The organism is Nonomuraea sp. NPDC050663, from assembly GCF_044456985.1.
In the GTDB taxonomy this organism is placed as follows: Bacteria; Actinomycetota; Actinomycetes; order Streptosporangiales; family Streptosporangiaceae; genus Nonomuraea.
On record NZ_JBITGL010000007.1, the window covers coordinates 320,271 to 335,437 of the forward strand.

Genomic DNA, 15,167 nt, shown 5'->3' on the forward strand with positions numbered 1-15,167 from the left:
CGAATTCGCGCAAGGGAGCCTGGAAATGCCATCGGAGATGATCGACCGCGCCGCGCCCGGCGCCGCGAAGGCCGGGATGGACCTGGACGCGCTGCGCCGCACGGTCTCCGAGCTCATGGGCATCGAACTGACCCGGGACGACGACGACAGCAACGTCTTCGAACTGGGCCTGCAGTCGATCGAGCTGATGCGCCTGGCCAACCGGCTCAACCGGGCCGGGGCCGAGGTGACGTTCGCCCAGCTGTCCGACGACCCTCGACTGTGCGCGTGGTCGGACCTGCTCGCGGGCTCGGTGGCCGCCGAGCGGCCCGCGGCCACCGGCCCGGAGCCGCACGATCAGTCGGTCTTCCCGCTGACACCCGTGCAGCAGGCCTACCTCATCGGCCGCGCCGACCACCAGCCGCTCGGCGGCGTCGGCTGCCACAACTACCTGGAGTTCGACGTGGCGCGCGTCGAACCGCACCGCCTGGAGCAGGCCGTGCGCCGCCTCATCGAACGCCACCCGATGCTGCGTGCCCGCTTCGCCGACGACGCGACCCACCGCATCCTGGCCGAGTCGCCGTGGCCCGGCATGACCGTGCGCGACTGGCGCGACCTGCCCGCCGGCCAGGCCGGGGCGGCGGCCCTGGAACTGCGCGCCCAGCAGGCGCACCGGGTGCTCGACGTCAGCCGCGGCGAGGTGCTCGACGTGCACCTGACCCGGCTGCCCGGCGGCGTCGACCGGCTGCACTTCAACGTCGACCTGCTCGTCGCGGACCTGGCCAGCTTCCGGCTCATGCTCATCGAGCTGGCCGCCCTCTACGACGACCCCGGCAGCCTCGGCGAGCTCACCTACAGCTTCGGCCGCTACCTCGCCGACATGGCCGAGGTGCGCCGCCCGGAACGCGAGCGGGCGCACGCCTACTGGCAGCGGCGGCTGCCGGAGCTGCCGGGAGGACCCAGGCTCCCGCTGGCCGTCGAACCCGAGGCGGCGGGCGTGCCCCGGTTCGCGCGCCGATACTTCGCGCTCACCGGCGGCGAGTGGCAGGTCCTGGAACGGCGCGCGGGCGAGGCGGGGCTGACGCTCGCGGCGGTGCTGGCCACCGCCTACTCCCTGGTGCTCGCGCGATGGAGCGGCGACGACCGGTTCCTGCTCAACCTGCCGCTCTTCGACCGCGACCTCGACGCCCACCCCGAGATCGGCAGCCTCGTGGGCGACTTCACCGGGCTGCTGCTGCTCGAGGTCGACCTCGCGGGCGAGGGCTTCGCCGAGCGGGCGCGCGCCGTCCAGCGGCGGCTGCACGAGGACATCGGGCACGCCTCCTACACCGGCGTCGAGGTGCTGCGCGACCTCGCTCGCACCGACAGGGACGCGCCGCGCACGGCGCCCGTCGTCTTCTCGTACGACCTGTCGGCGCCGCTCATCCCCGACGAGTTCGCGGCCCGCTTCGGCGACGCGACGTGGATGTTGTCGCAGACGCCGCAGATCTGGCTCGACCACCAGATCTACCGCACCCGCGACGGCGGGGTGCGCCTGGTCTGGGACGCCGTCGAGGCGCTGTTCCCGGCCGGGATGCTGGACGCGATGATGGCGGCCTACCAGGGGCTGGTGCGCGGGCTGCTCGACGGGGACTGGGAGGACGCGCCCAGGATCGAGCTGCCCGCCGTACAGGTCGAGACGCGGGCCCAGGTCAACGGGCGGGTCCGCACGATGAGCGGTGACCTGCTGCACACCACGTTCTTCGAGCGCGCCGCCGCGCGCGCGGGCCGGCCCGCCCTGCTGTGGGGCGCGGCGGGATCGCTGGCTCACGATGAGCTGGCGCGGCGGGCGCTGGCCATCGGCGGCGCGCTGGCCGCGCGCGGCGTGGGGCGCGGCTCGTACGTCGCCGTCGTCGCGCCCAAGGGCCCCGACCAGATCGCCGCCGTCCTCGGCGTGCTGGCCGCCGGAGCAGCGTACGTGCCCATCGGCGTGGACCAGCCGGCGAAACGACGGGCCCGCATCCTGGAGCTGAGCGGCGCCCGCGTCGTCCTCGACGGCGCCGCACTGCCCGCCACGCCCGGCGTCGAGACCCTCCCGATCGGCGAGGCCCTGCGAGCGCACCCGCTGGACGCCCCCGTGCCCGCCGACGACGGCGACCCCGCCTACGTGATCTTCACCTCGGGCTCCACCGGCCTGCCCAAGGGCGTCGAGCTCAGCCACCGCGCCGCCGCCAACACCGTCGAGGACATCAACCAACGATTCGGGATCGGCCCGGCCGACCGGGTGCTCGCCGTGTCCGCGCTCGACTTCGACCTGTCCGTCTGGGACGTCTTCGGCCTCCTGTCCGCCGGCGGCGCCGCCGTCCTGGTGCCCGAGTCCGGACGCCGCGACGCCGCCGAGTGGCTGGCCCTGTGCCGCGCCCACGGCGTGACCGTCTGGAACACCGTCCCCGCCCTGCTCGACATGGTGCTGACCGCCGCCGGAGACGCGCCGCTGCCCGGCACGATGCGCCTGGCCCTGCTGTCCGGCGACTGGATCGGCCTCGACCTGCCCGCCCGCCTGGCCCGCGCGTCCGCCGGCCGCTGCCGGCTGATCGCGCTCGGCGGCGCCACTGAGGCGGCGATCTGGTCCAACGCGTTCGAGGTCGCCGAGGTGGGGGAGGGCTGGCGTTCGATCCCGTACGGCACGCCGCTGCGCAACCAACGGTTCAGGGTGGTCGACGGCAGGGGGCGCGACTGCCCGGACTGGGTGCCGGGCGAGCTGTGGATCGGCGGCAGCGGCGTCGCCCTCGGCTATCGGGGCGACCCTGAGCTGACCGCCGCCCGGTTCCCGGTGCACGAGGGCGAGCGCTGGTATCGCACCGGCGACCTGGGCCGCTACTGGCCCGACGGGAACCTGGAGTTCCTGGGGCGCCTCGACCACCAGGTGAAGATCAACGGCTTCCGCGTGGAGCTGGGGGAGATCGAGTCGTGCCTGCAGGACGATCCTGCCGTGGCCCAGGCCGTGGCCGTGGTGGTGAGCGAGGGGCGCAAGGAAGTGGTGGCGGCGCTCGTCGAAAGCGCTCCGGCGCCTCCGGTGGTGCCCGGGCACCCGCCCGCAGCGGCGGCGCACCCCTTCCTGCCCCCTTCCACGGGCGTCGATCCCGCCGAGCACCACCTGGTGGAGGTGCTGCTCGCCGAGCTCGTCGCCTCCAGGCTCGCCGCGCCGTACGCCGGGGTCTGCGACGAGCAGCGGCCCGTGCTGGACCTCTGGCTCGCCTACCTCGCCCAGCGCGAGGTGCTCACCCGCACGCCGGGCGGGTTCGAGCGCGGCCCGCGCTGGGACGAGGTCACCGGCGCCGCGTGGATCAAGCAGGTCCGCGAGGCCGCCCGGGGGACCAGGCTCGACCACGTCGTCACCGCTCTGGAGTGGGCCGGGCCCCTCTACGCCGCCATCCTGACCGGCGAGGCGGAAGCCACGGCCCTGCTGGACGACCCGGTTCTCGCGCCCGAGGCGCTCAACGACCTGATGCCCGCCACCGCCCGCTGCCTCGCGGAGATCGCCGACGACCTGCGCGGCACCGGCCTCCAGTCCGTCGCCGAGTGGGACGTGGCGGGCTGGCTCAGCGCCGCCCGGCTGCTCGCCGCGCTGGACGAGGGCCACGGCGACGAGGGGCATGCCGACGAGGACCGTGTCGCCGTGGGTCGCGTCGCCGAGGGCCGCGTCGCCGTGGGTCGCGTCGACTACACCCTGCTCGGCTCCTCGCGCCCGGCCCTGGCCAGGGCCGAGAAGGCGCTCCGCGAGGAAGGCCACGAGCCCCTCGTCGCCGTCCAGGGCACGGCCGCGATCGACGGCCGCCACGTGCACACCTTCGACGCCGTCGTCGCCGCCAACACCCTGCACCGCATGTCCGACCCCGGGACCGCCGTGGCCACCATGGCCCTGCTGCTGGCCCCCGGCGGCCGCCTCTACCTGCTCGAACGTGCCCACCCGACCCCGCTCGCCCTGCTGACCGCCCTCCCGCTGGAAGCCCGCGCGGGCAGGTTCGAGCAGGGTCGCCCGGCGGACGCCTGGCTGCACGCCTCCGGCCGCTGGGCACGCGCCTGCCTGGAAGCGGGCCTGACGGACGTCCGGGTGCTGCGCGCCGAGGACACCGGCGAGATCCTGCTCACCGCCGACCGCCCGAAGACCGCGGCGGGCATCGACGTCGACCGCCTGCGCCGGAAGGTGGCAGACCGCCTGCCCGAGCACATGGCGCCCGCCCACTACTCCGTCCTGCCCGCGCTCCCGCTCAGCGCCAACGGCAAGGTCGCCCGCCGCCGCATCGAGGACGTCCTGCGCCAGTCTGCCGACCGCCCCCGCGACGTGGGCGATCCGCCGCGCGGCCCCACCGAGCGGTTCGTCGCCGAACGCTGGACGAAGCTGCTCGGCCTGGACTCCGTCGGCCGCGACGAGAACTTCTTCCGGCTCGGCGGCGACAGCCTGCTCGCCACCCGCTTCGTCGCCGAGGTCCGCGGCGCGTGGGGCGTCGACCTGCCCATGCGCGAGGTCATGCGCACCCCCACGGTCTCCGGGCTGAGCACGCTCATCGACACGCTCGGCGGCCGGGCGGGCGACGACTTCGAGGAAGGTGCCGTGTGAACGCCCGCGACCTGCTGGAGGAGTTCGCCGGCGCCGGCATCCGGCTCTGGCGCGAGGGGGAGCAGCTGCGCTTCCGCGCGCCCCGGGGCGCCATGACGGAGCCGCGCCTGCGGCAGCTGCGCAGCCGCAAGGCCGAACTGCTGGCCGTCATGGCCGACGTCGACGCCACCGGTCACGGCGTCTGGCAGGACCGGCCGCAGGAGCGCGACCAGCCCTTCCCGCTGACCGACATCCAGGCGGCCTACCTGTTCGGCCGCAACCCGGCCTTCGACTACGGCGGCGTCTCCTGCCACCTCTACCAGGAGTTCGACTACCCGGCCGACCTCGACCCCGACAGGCTGCGGCGGGCGTGGGACGGCCTGGTTCGCCGCCACGAGACCCTGCGCACGGTCATCCGCGAGGACGGCACGCAACGCGTCGTGCCCGAACCGCCCGGCACCGCCATCGCCGTCGCCGACCTGCGCGAGGACTCCGCCGAGACCATCGAGAAGACCATCACGGGCGTGCGCGAAGAGCTGTCGCACAAGGTGCACCCCACCGGCGAGCGGCCCATGTACGAGCTGCGCCTGACCCTGACGCCCGAACGCAGCGTGCTGCACGTGTCGGTCGACTTCATGGCGCTCGACTGGCTCAGCCTGCAGCAGGTGCTCGACGAGCTCGACCGGCGCTACCGGCGGCCCGACGCCGAGCCGCCCGCGGCGGGGGCGAGCTTCCGCGACTACGTGCTGGCCGAGCGGCGCCTGCGCGACGGCGAGCCGTACGCGCGCGACCGGGAGTACTGGCTGGCCCGCCTCGACGAACTGCCCGGCGCGCCCGCGCTGCCGCTGCGCGACGACCACGACCCTGCGCGCACCCCGCCGCGTTTCCGCCGCCTGACCACCACCCTCGGCGACGGCGTGTGGCGGGCGCTGAAGGCCCGAGCCGCCGCATGCGGCGTCACCCCGGCCAACGCGGTGCTGGCCGCCTACGCCGAGACCATCGGCCGCTGGAGCGCCACCGAACGTTTTTGCCTCGGGCTGCCGGTGCTCAACCGCATGCCGCTGCACCCGCACGTGGACCGGCTGCTGGGCGACTTCACCTCGCTCAGCCTGCTCGCCGTCGAGCCCGCGGGCCGTACGAGCTTCGCCGACCGCGCCCGCGCGCTAGGCGAGCGCGTCTTCGACGACCTCGACCACCGGCTCTACAGCGGCGTCGAGGTGCTGCGCGAGCTGGCCCGCCGGCGCGGGCGCGAGGCTGGCGGGCTGCCGGTGGTGTTCACGGGCAGCATCGGCGTGGGCGGCGGCGCCGTCTCGGCCGCCGGGCGCGCGGCCCGGCCGTCGTACGGCATCAGCCAGACCCCGCAGGTGTGGATCGACTGCCAGGTCGGCGACCAGTACGGCGGGCTGGACATGAACTGGGACGTGCGCGAGGGCGTCTTGCCCGACGGCCTGGCCGAGGAGATGTTCACCGCGTTCGAGACGCTCCTGCGCTGCCTCGCCGCATCGGACGAGACGTGGTCGGCGGCCGACCCGCAGCCGCTGCCCCCGGCGCAGCGTGCCGTACGCCTGGCCGTGAACGCCACCGACGCGCCCGCGCCCGGCGGCCTGCTGCACGATCCGCTCGTGGCGTACGCGCGGCGTTTCCCCGACCGGATCGCGGTGATCGACCCCAAGGGGACGATGACCTACGGCCAATGGCTGGGACGCGCCGCCGCCGTGGCCGGGCGGCTGCGCGCCGAGGGCTGCGGGCCGGGCGACCTCGTCGGCGTCCTGATCGACAAGAGCAGGGAGCAGGCCGTCGGCGTGCTCGGCGTGCTCCTGGCCGGAGGCGTGTACGTGCCCGTCGACCTGGCCCAGCCGGCTGTACGCCGCGACCGCATCCTCACCGGCAGCGGCGCCCGGCTCGCGGTCGTCGCGGGCGACGTCGGCCTCCCGCCCGGCGTGACAGCCGTGGACGTGACAGCCGTGGACGTGACGGCCGCGGGCTCGCTCCCGGACCTCCCCGCGCCGCCTGCGGTCCCGGACACCGGCCTCGCCTACGTCATGCACACCTCCGGCTCGACCGGCGTGCCCAAGGGCGTGATGATCAGCCACCGCGCCGCCGCCAACACCGTGCACGACATCAACCGGCGCTTCGGCGTCGGCGAGGACGACCGGGTCCTGGGCCTGGCGGCGCTGAGCTTCGACCTGTCCGTCTACGACCTGTTCGGGCCCCCGGCCCTGGGCGCCGCCCTCGTCCTGCCCGACCCCGCGCGCCGCGGCGACCCCTCGCACTGGGCCGACACGGTCTCCCGGCACGGCGTGACCGTGTGGAACTCGGTGCCCGCGCAGCTCCAGATGCTCATGCACTACCTCGACGCGGAGCCAGCCGACCTCACGGGGCTGCGGCTGGCGATGTTGTCGGGCGACTGGATCCCGCTGTCGCTGCCCGGCCACGCCGTACGTCACCTGCCCGGAACCGAGCTGGTCAGCCTGGGCGGGGCGACGGAGGCGGCGATCTGGTCGAACTACCACCGCATCAGGCGCGTCGAGCCGGACTGGCGCAGCATCCCGTACGGCGTGCCGCTGGCCAACCAGCGGTTCCACGTGCTCGACGGCGCCCTGCGCGACTGCCCCGACCTGGTCACGGGCGAGCTCCACATCGCGGGCGCCGGGCTGGCCGACGGCTACCTCGGCGATCCAGGGCGCACCGCCGAGCGCTTCATCGTGCACCCGGCGACGGGGGAGCGGCTCTACCGCACCGGCGACCTCGGACGGTACCTGCAGGACGGCGAGATCGAGTTCCTCGGCCGCGCCGACCAGCAGGTCAAGATCCGCGGGCACCGGATCGAGCCGGGCGAGATCGAGGCGGTGCTCGGCGAGCACCCGGGCGTGGCCGCCTGCGTCGTGCTCGCGACCGGCGGCGACGCGTTCGAGCGCGCCCTGGTCGCCTTCGTCGTCCCGCAGCCCCGGGCCACGGCCGAGCCGGGCGAGCTCGCCGGATGGGTGGCCGACCGGCTGCCGCCGCACATGGTCCCGGCGATGGTCCGCGTCGTCGAGACGCTTCCCCTGACCGCGAACGGGAAGGTGGACCGCAAGCGGCTGCTCGCCTCCGCTCCCGCGCCGGGCGCCCGCCAGGGTCGCGTGTCCGAGCCGCCCCTGCCGGGGGTCGAGAGCGGCATCGCGCGGTTGTGGGCCGAGGTGCTCGGCGGCGAACCGCCCAGCCGCGAGCAGGGCTTCTTCGACGCGGGAGGCAACTCGCTGCTGGCCGCGCAGTTCGTCGGCCAGGTGCGCGAGCGGCTCCCGCAGGCCGCGCGGGTCACCTTCGACGTGCTGCTGCGCGCCCTGCTGGACGAGCCCACGGTCGCCGGGCTGGCGCGGTGGCTGCAGGCACGCGCCGACCTGCCACCGCAGCCCGAGGCCGCCGCCTCCACGTCGTCGCTCGTGCCGTTGTCAACGGCGGGAACCGGGCCGGTGCGCCTGCTCGTGCAGGACGGCACCGGCTACGGCGCGCTCATCGACGAGCTCGCCGCCGCCGGTCCGCTGCTGGGCGTCACCGCGCGAACGCCCGCCCACGAGGTACGGCAGGCGGGAATCGGCGACGTCGAGATCATCGGCCACGGTCCCGGCGCCCCGATCGCCCTGGACCTGGCCCGCGCACTCGCCGAGGCCGACGTGACCGTCGGCCGCCTGACGCTCATCGCCCCCGGCCCGGCCCCGGACGAGCCCTACGCGGGCGACATCACCCTGCTCGCGGCGTCCGGCGCCGGAGCCTGGGCCGAGACCTGCCTTGGCGACCTGACGGTTCTCGACCTGCCTGGCGGCGCCGACGGATGGCTGCTCCCGCCGCACGTGGCGAGCATCGCGCGGGCCATCACCTCGCCGCGGGGACAGGCGCGGTGAACGTCGTCGTCTGCGGCACCCGCTTCGGCCAGATCTACCTGGCCGCCCTGGCCCGCGACCCAGGCCGCTACCGGCTCGCCGGCATCCTGGCCAGGGGAAGCGCCCGCTCCGTGGCCCTGGCCGAGCAGTACGGCGTGCCGCTCTACGACGCGGTGGAGCGGCTGCCCGGCGACGTCGACGCCGCGTGCGTCGTGGTGTCGAGCGCGGTCGGCGGCGGCAGGGGCGCCCAGCTCGCCCAGGAGCTGCTCGGGCGCGGCATCCACGTGCTGCAGGAGCACCCGGTGCACCCGGACGAGCTCGCCGCGTGCCTGCGCGCGGCCCGCAAGGCCGGGACCCAGTACGTGCTCAACACCTTCTACCCGCACCTCGAACCCGTCCGCCGCTTCACCGCCGCCGCCCGCCGCCTGGTCGCGCTGCGCGCCCCCGTCTTCGTCGACGCGCTGTGCGCCGTGCAGGTCTCCTTCGACCTGCTCGACATCCTGGCCGGGATCTTCGACGGGCTGCGCCCCTGGAGCCTGGCGGCCGTGGCCGTACCGCGCGGACGGCCGTTCACCAGCGTGGACGGGCAGGTCGCCGGGGTACCGCTCACGCTGCGGGTGGAGAACCGCATGCGGGAGGGCGACGACAGCAGCAGCCTGCTGCTGCACCGGATCACCGTCGGCACCGACGCGGGCAACCTCATGCTGGCCAACACGCACGGCCCGGTCATCTGGAGCCCGGTGCTGCGGCTGCCGTCGAACCCGGACGATCAGGTCCTGCCGTCCGATGGCCTGGGCGTGACCGGCGACTTCGTCGGCGCCGCCGAATCGCCCACCTGGGCGCGGGCCGTCAACGACGTCTGGGGCCAGGGCGTGCTGACCGCCCTGGACACCCTGCGCGAGCGCGTCGAACTCGGCGCCGACCCGCTGCGCGGCGGGCAGCGCCACCTGACCGTCGCGCGCGCCTGGAGGGAGCTGACCGAAGCTCTCGGCTACCCCGAGGCGGCCAAGCCGGAGCCGGGAGAGCCTCTGACGGCAGCCGATCTCTGAGGCGTGCGGTTGCGCTGTCCGGCCAGACGGAGGATGATAATCGTACGCGTACGAATCGGATGGGAGAGCCATGAGCGCACTTGATTCCGCCGCGGCGCTGAGGGAGGCGGATCCCGCGCCCGGCTGGAGCATGGGACGGCTGCTGCGCCCCCATGCCTGGAGCTTCGCCGCCGTCGTGGCCTTCCAGGTGATAGGCGCCGTCGCGGGCCTCGCGCCGTTGCTGGCCGTCGTCGAGCTGGGCCGCACCCTGTTGACACCCGGGCCCGTCGACGAGGCCCACGTGTGGTTCGTGGTGATCGCGGGCGCGGCCGGCCTGTTCGTCCGCCTGGTGTTCACCGCGGCCTCCTCCGGGCTCGGCCACGTGCTCGACGGCAAGGTGCAGCTGACCTTCCGGCGGCAGCTCGCCGCCCATCTGGGGCGGGTGCCGATCGGCTGGTTCTCGAGGCGCCGCACCGGCGAGCTGGCCAAGGTGGTGGGCGAGGACGTGAGCGCGGTGCACCCGTTGATCGCCCACGCCCCCGGCGAACTGGTGGCCGCCTTCGTCGTGCCGCTGGTGTCGCTGGTCTACCTGTTCGCCATCGACTGGCGGATGACACTGTTCACGCTGATCCCGGTGGTGCTGGCCATCGCGCACGTCCCGCTGCTCATGCTCCCCGCGCGCACCCGCGAGCAGGAGGAGTTCGACGGCGCCATGGGACGCATCGCCAGCTCCGTGATCGAGTTCGTGCAGGGCATCGCCGTGGTCAAGGCGTTCGGCGGCTCCGAACGCTCCCACCGCACGTTCCTCACCGCCGTCGACGACTTCGTCGGCACCTTCTTCCGGTGGGTGCGCGGCATGTCGCTGGTCGCCGCGGGCATGCAACTCGTGCTGTCGCCGCCGTTCGTGCTGCTCGTCGTGCTCGCCGGCGGCACGCTCCTCATCACCTCGGGCGGCCTGGCGCCGGTCGATCTGCTGCCGTTCCTGCTGCTCGGCCTCGGCCTCACCGCGCCGGTCGCCGCCCTGGGCCACGGCTTCGACGACCTGCAGGCCGCCGGCCGCGCCGTCGGCCGCATCAAGGAGGTCCTCGGCGTGCCCCCGCTGCCGGAGCCGGCGCGACCGGTCACGCCCAGCGGACACCGGGTCGAGCTGCGCGATGTGCGCTTCGGCTACGAAACCGACCGCGAGGTCCTGCGCGGCATCGACCTGGTCCTCGAACCCGGCACCGTCACCGCCGTCGTCGGACCCTCCGGCAGCGGCAAGTCCACACTGGTGCAACTGCTGCCCCGCTTCTTCGACCCGACCGGCGGCTCGGTCACCCTGGGCGGGGTCGACCTGCGCCAGATCGGCAGCCGCGAGCTGTACCAGCGCGTCTCCTTCGTCTTCCAGGACGTGCGCCTGCTGCGCGCCTCGGTCGCCGACAACATCGCGCTCGCCGTGCCACACGCCGACCCCGAGGCCGTCGTGCGCGCCGCCGAGCTGGCCAACATCCACAAACGCATCCTGCAACTGCCCCACGGCTACGCGACCGTGATCGGCGAGGAGGCAGGCCTGTCCGGCGGCGAGGCGCAACGCATCGCGATCGCCCGCGCGCTGCTCGCCGACGCGCCCGTCCTGGTGCTCGACGAGGCGACCGCCTTCGCCGACCCCCAGACCGAGCAGGCCGTACGGCACGCGCTGGCGAGCCTCGGCGGCGACCGCACCATCCTGGTGATCGCCCACCGCCTGGAGACCGTCGCCGACGCCGACACCGTCGTGGTGCTCGACGACGGCCGCATCGTCGAGAGCGGCAGCCCCGGCGAACTGCTCGAACGCGGCGGCAGGTTCGCCGCCTTCTGGCAGGCGCAACGCTCCGTCCTCGACGACGAGATCGACACCCTGGGTCACGCACAGCAAGGAGGCGACCCCCGATGATCCGCATGCTGTTGCGCGTGCTGGGCGACGACTACGCCCGGTCCATGCGCCGCACCGTGGCCCTCATGACCGTCACTGCGGTCGTCGAAGGCCTGTCCTACGCCCTGCTCGTGCCCGTCCTGGCCGCGCTGCTCGGCGACGACCCCGGCCAGGCCGTGCCCTGGCTGGCCGGCTTCGGCGGCGCGGTCGCCGTCTACGCCGTGCTGCGCTACTTCAGCGACCTGTCCGGCATGCGCGTGGGCACCACGATGCTGCGCGGCATGTACTACCGGCTCGGCGAGCACCTGGCCCGCCTGCCCATCGGCTGGTACGACAGCGGCAGGGTCGGCGAGGTGTCGATCATGGCCAGCCGCGGCCTGCTGCAGGCCATGGGCGTGTCGGCGCACCTGCTCGCCCCCTTCGTCTCCGCCTGCGTCACGCCGCTGACCATCGTCGTGGTCATGACCGCCTTCAACTGGCAGCTCGGCCTCGCCGCGCTGGCCGCCGCGCCCGTCGTCGCCGCCATCCAGGCGTGGACGGCCCGCTCCATGGCCGCCACCGACCACGAACGCCACACCCGCGACAAGGAGGCCACCAGCCGCGTCATCGAGTTCCTCCAGGCCCAGCCCGTGCTGCGCGCCGGCGGCAGGACAGGCGAGCGCTTCGACCTGCTCGACGACTCGCTGCGCGAGGTGGAGAGCACCTCCCGCCGCACCGTGCTGGCCGTCCTGCCGGGCGCCGTGGGCCTCACCCTCACCGTGCAGGCGATCTTCACCGCGCTGCTGGTCCTGGGCGCCTACCTGGTCATCGGCGGAAGCATCGGCGCGGCCGAGATCCTCACGATCCTCGTGCTCGCCGCCCGGTGCGCCGACCCGCTGCTGTCGCTGTCCGACATCGGCGGCAAGCTGCGCGGCGCCCGCTCCGAACTCGACCGGCTCGACACCGTCCTGCGCACCGAGCCGCTACCGGAACCCGCCGAGCCGCTCCTCCCCGCCGGCCACGACGTCACCTTCGAGAACGTCTCCTTCCGCCACGACGGCCGCACGGTCATCGACGACGTCACGCTCTCCCTGCCCGAAGGGCAGCGCCTGGCCGTCGTCGGACCGTCTGGCGCGGGCAAGAGCACCCTGCTGCAACTGCTCGCCCGCTTCTACGACGCCGAATCGGGAACGGTGCGCGTCGGAGGCGTCGACGTGCGCTCCATGAGCACCGAGGAGCTCATGCGGCACATCGCCATCGTCTTCCAGAACGTCTACCTCTTCGACGGCACGATCGAGGAGAACGTGCGCCTCGGCCGCCCCGACGCCACCGACGCCGAGGTGCGGGCCGCCGCGAGCGCCGCCCGCCTCGACGAGGTCGTCGAACGGCTGCCCGGCGGCTGGTCGGCCGACGTCGGCGAAGGCGGCGCGCTGCTGTCCGGCGGCGAACGCCAGCGTGTCTCCATCGCGCGCGCCCTGCTCAAGGACGCGCCCATCGTCCTGCTCGACGAGGTCACCTCCGCACTCGACCCCGTCAACGAGGCGGCCGTGCACGAAGGCATCGAACGGCTCATGGCCGGGCGCACCGTCGTGATGGTCGCCCACCGGCTGCGGACCGTGCAGCGCGCCGACCGCATCGTCTTCCTCGACCAAGGACGGGTCGCCGAGGAGGGCACCCACGACGAGCTGCTCCGGCGTGGCGGGCGCTACGCCGACTTCTGGAGCATCTCCATGGCGCCGGTCGCGAGCGAATGAGGCCGCCATGCTGACCGACCCCCTGCCCAGAGACCACCGGGCCGGCGCGTTCCGCCGGCTCGACCCCCGGCCCTACGCCCGGGCCAGGGTCCTGCTGTTCCCCCACGGCGGCGGCAGCGCCAGCTACTACCGCTCCTGGAGCGCCGCCGCGCCGTGGGACGTCGAATTCGTGGCCGTGCAATATCCAGGACGCGAAGACCGCTATTCGGAGCCCGTGCCGCCGGATATGCAAGGCCTCGCCGCCTTGCTCGCAGCGGACCTGCCCCTCGGCGGGCCCCCTGTTCCGACCATTCTCTTCGGGCACAGCATGGGGGCGATCGTCGCCTACGAAATCGCCCGCCACCTTTCCACGGCGGGCGATCCACCGATGCGCCTGGTCGTTTCAGGACACCCGGCGCCGGCATTGACCAGGCCGGGAATCGTGCACCGGGGGAGCGACGCGGAACTGGTCGAGGAATTGCGTCGCACGGAGGCGACTCATCTTTCCATCCTCGACGAGGATCCGCTCATCCAGGCATTTCTTCCGATCATTCGGGGGGATTATCGGCTGAGCGAGACCTATCGCGTTGTGCCGGGGGAGCGGTTGACCTCGCCGGTGACGGTTCTCTATGGAGACCGGGATTCGGAGATCGACGTTTCCGAGGCTGAAGGGTGGCGGGAGACGACATTCGGGGAATGCGATTTCCGGGTTTTTCCGGGTGGGCATTTCTATCTCGACGAGCATCGGGACGCGGTCGTCGGGCTGCTGACGTCACAGGCGCGGGCCGCGGCCGACAGGGCGGCCAACCCGTGGCCGTCGATGCCGTGACCGGTTGCTTCCGAAAGGGCGGGGGCCCGGCCTGACACCGGCGCTCCCGCCCTGGCACCGCTACCTCGGAGTACGGCGGTCACGCCCCTCCGCCTTACGCTCCTGCCTGCGCCGCTCGCCTCTGCCTGCGCCGCGAGTGTGTCCATGCCGCGTGCTCCTGCCTGGGTCGCGGGCTCGTCTGCGGCGCCTGGTGTGCCGTGCTCCTGGGCCCCGACCCGCGCTTGCGCCGCACGCCGTGCGACGGCGCCGCCATCAGCCCCGCCGCCGAGGCCCGGCGTGCACCCGCCCCGAACGGCCACGACGCCACCTCCGGGCCGCGACCCGTGGCCCGGGGCCGGTGGAGCGGTTACCGGTCGGCCGTGATGCCCTCCGGCAGCGGCGCCGAGCGCAGCAACCCGTCGACGATCGCCTCCAGCCCCTGCCGGTGAGTGTCGCGAGCGTTGAGCTCGGCCCAGCGTTCCGACACCGCCGTCAGCCTGGGGTGGGTCCCGTTGTTCAGGCTGCTGATCACCTGGTCCTGGTGGACCGGCCCGGCAGCCCTGCTGCGCCGCCGCTTGCCGTTCACCCGGACGATCAGATCGCCCACGATGTAGTACCAGATCGTGCGATAGATGAAGACCGCCTGCTCAGGGCTGTGCCCGTACTCCACTGCGGATCCGATCATCTCGTCGACGAACCACAGCGCCGACGGGGCGATCAGGTCGTCGCCCGTCAGCACCTCGACGATCCACAGCCGCTCCGCGAGCAGCTCGTACAGCATGATCGCCACCGCGACGAGCCGGTCACGCGGGTCGTCGGGGAAGTCGGGGCGCGGGATGCGCGCCGCCTGCATCTCCATCAGGAGCAGCAGCAGCTCGTCCTTGTCGCGCACGTGGTAGTAGAGCGCCATGGGCGCGCTGTTGAGCTCGGTCGCCAGCCGCCGCATCGACAGCTTCTCGGAACCCTCCGACTGCAGGATGTGATCGGCGGCGGCGATGATCGCCTCGAGGGACAAGCGGGGAGGCCGGCCGACGCCCTTTGTCTGGGGTTCTTCTGTGGGCATCTCAATCCTCCACGATGCTTGCGTTCATCGACGAGCGAGGCGGGGGTGTTTCCGAGACGACCGGTGGAACATTCGTGTCGAGCCACGACGATCGACTGTTGCGAAAATCAACGTGCCAGAGCTCAGTGGTGCTGACGCCTGATCCTAGCAAAACACTGGGGGCGTGGATATGTCACCCAATCGACGCGATGTGAATTATTCACATGGGCAGGTGTGAAACGAACATTGTTGGGGTCTGGCCTCGATG

General features: G+C 73.5%; 7 protein-coding genes. 6 read left to right on the forward strand and 1 reads right to left on the reverse strand.

Going from position 1 to position 15,167, the window contains the following annotated elements; translation table 11 throughout:
- The first annotated feature begins 25 nt into the window (after positions 1 to 25).
- From ACIBH1_RS24180 to ACIBH1_RS24205, 6 genes are all read left to right on the forward strand, one after another.
- Complete coding sequence (locus ACIBH1_RS24180) at positions 26 to 4,579, forward strand: amino acid adenylation domain-containing protein (RefSeq protein ID WP_397316153.1); 4,554 nt, start codon at positions 26 to 28, stop codon at positions 4,577 to 4,579.
- A complete protein-coding gene (locus tag ACIBH1_RS24185; RefSeq protein ID WP_397316154.1) occupies positions 4,576 to 8,439 on the forward strand; it encodes an amino acid adenylation domain-containing protein in 3,864 nt (1,287 codons plus the stop codon). Before ACIBH1_RS24180 ends, ACIBH1_RS24185 begins: the two co-directional genes overlap by 4 nt.
- The gene (locus tag ACIBH1_RS24190) at positions 8,436 to 9,467 is read left to right on the forward strand and encodes a Gfo/Idh/MocA family oxidoreductase (RefSeq protein ID WP_397316155.1); all 1,032 of its coding nucleotides are present in this window, start codon (positions 8,436 to 8,438) and stop codon (positions 9,465 to 9,467) included. The genes ACIBH1_RS24185 and ACIBH1_RS24190 overlap by 4 nt, the downstream gene beginning before the upstream one ends.
- Positions 9,468 to 9,537: 70 nt before the next feature.
- Positions 9,538 to 11,358: an ABC transporter ATP-binding protein gene (locus ACIBH1_RS24195; RefSeq protein WP_397316156.1), complete on the forward strand. Its 1,821-nt coding sequence runs from the start codon at positions 9,538 to 9,540 to the stop codon at positions 11,356 to 11,358.
- The gene (locus tag ACIBH1_RS24200) at positions 11,355 to 13,070 is read left to right on the forward strand and encodes an ABC transporter ATP-binding protein (protein WP_397316157.1); all 1,716 of its coding nucleotides are present in this window, start codon (positions 11,355 to 11,357) and stop codon (positions 13,068 to 13,070) included. The genes ACIBH1_RS24195 and ACIBH1_RS24200 overlap by 4 nt, the downstream gene beginning before the upstream one ends.
- A gap of 7 nt (positions 13,071 to 13,077) precedes the next feature.
- A complete protein-coding gene (locus ACIBH1_RS24205) occupies positions 13,078 to 13,878 on the forward strand; it encodes a thioesterase II family protein (RefSeq protein WP_397316158.1) in 801 nt (266 codons plus the stop codon).
- Positions 13,879 to 14,224: 346 nt separating this feature from the next.
- On the opposite strand, the gene ACIBH1_RS24210 is transcribed toward ACIBH1_RS24205, so the two are convergent.
- A complete protein-coding gene (locus ACIBH1_RS24210) occupies positions 14,225 to 14,872 on the reverse strand; it encodes a TetR/AcrR family transcriptional regulator (protein WP_397316159.1) in 648 nt (215 codons plus the stop codon).
- Positions 14,873 to 15,167 lie beyond the last annotated feature (295 nt).

Excerpts from the sequence above, each read along its gene's own strand:
- ACIBH1_RS24180 (WP_397316153.1), top strand. The coding sequence starts at position 26 with ATGCCATCGGAGATGATCGACCGCGCCGCGCCCGGCGCCGCGAAGGCC.
- ACIBH1_RS24195 (WP_397316156.1), top strand. The coding sequence starts at position 9,538 with ATGAGCGCACTTGATTCCGCCGCGGCGCTGAGGGAGGCGGATCCCGCG.
- ACIBH1_RS24200 (WP_397316157.1), top strand. The coding sequence starts at position 11,355 with ATGATCCGCATGCTGTTGCGCGTGCTGGGCGACGACTACGCCCGGTCC.
- ACIBH1_RS24205 (WP_397316158.1), top strand. The coding sequence starts at position 13,078 with ATGCTGACCGACCCCCTGCCCAGAGACCACCGGGCCGGCGCGTTCCGC.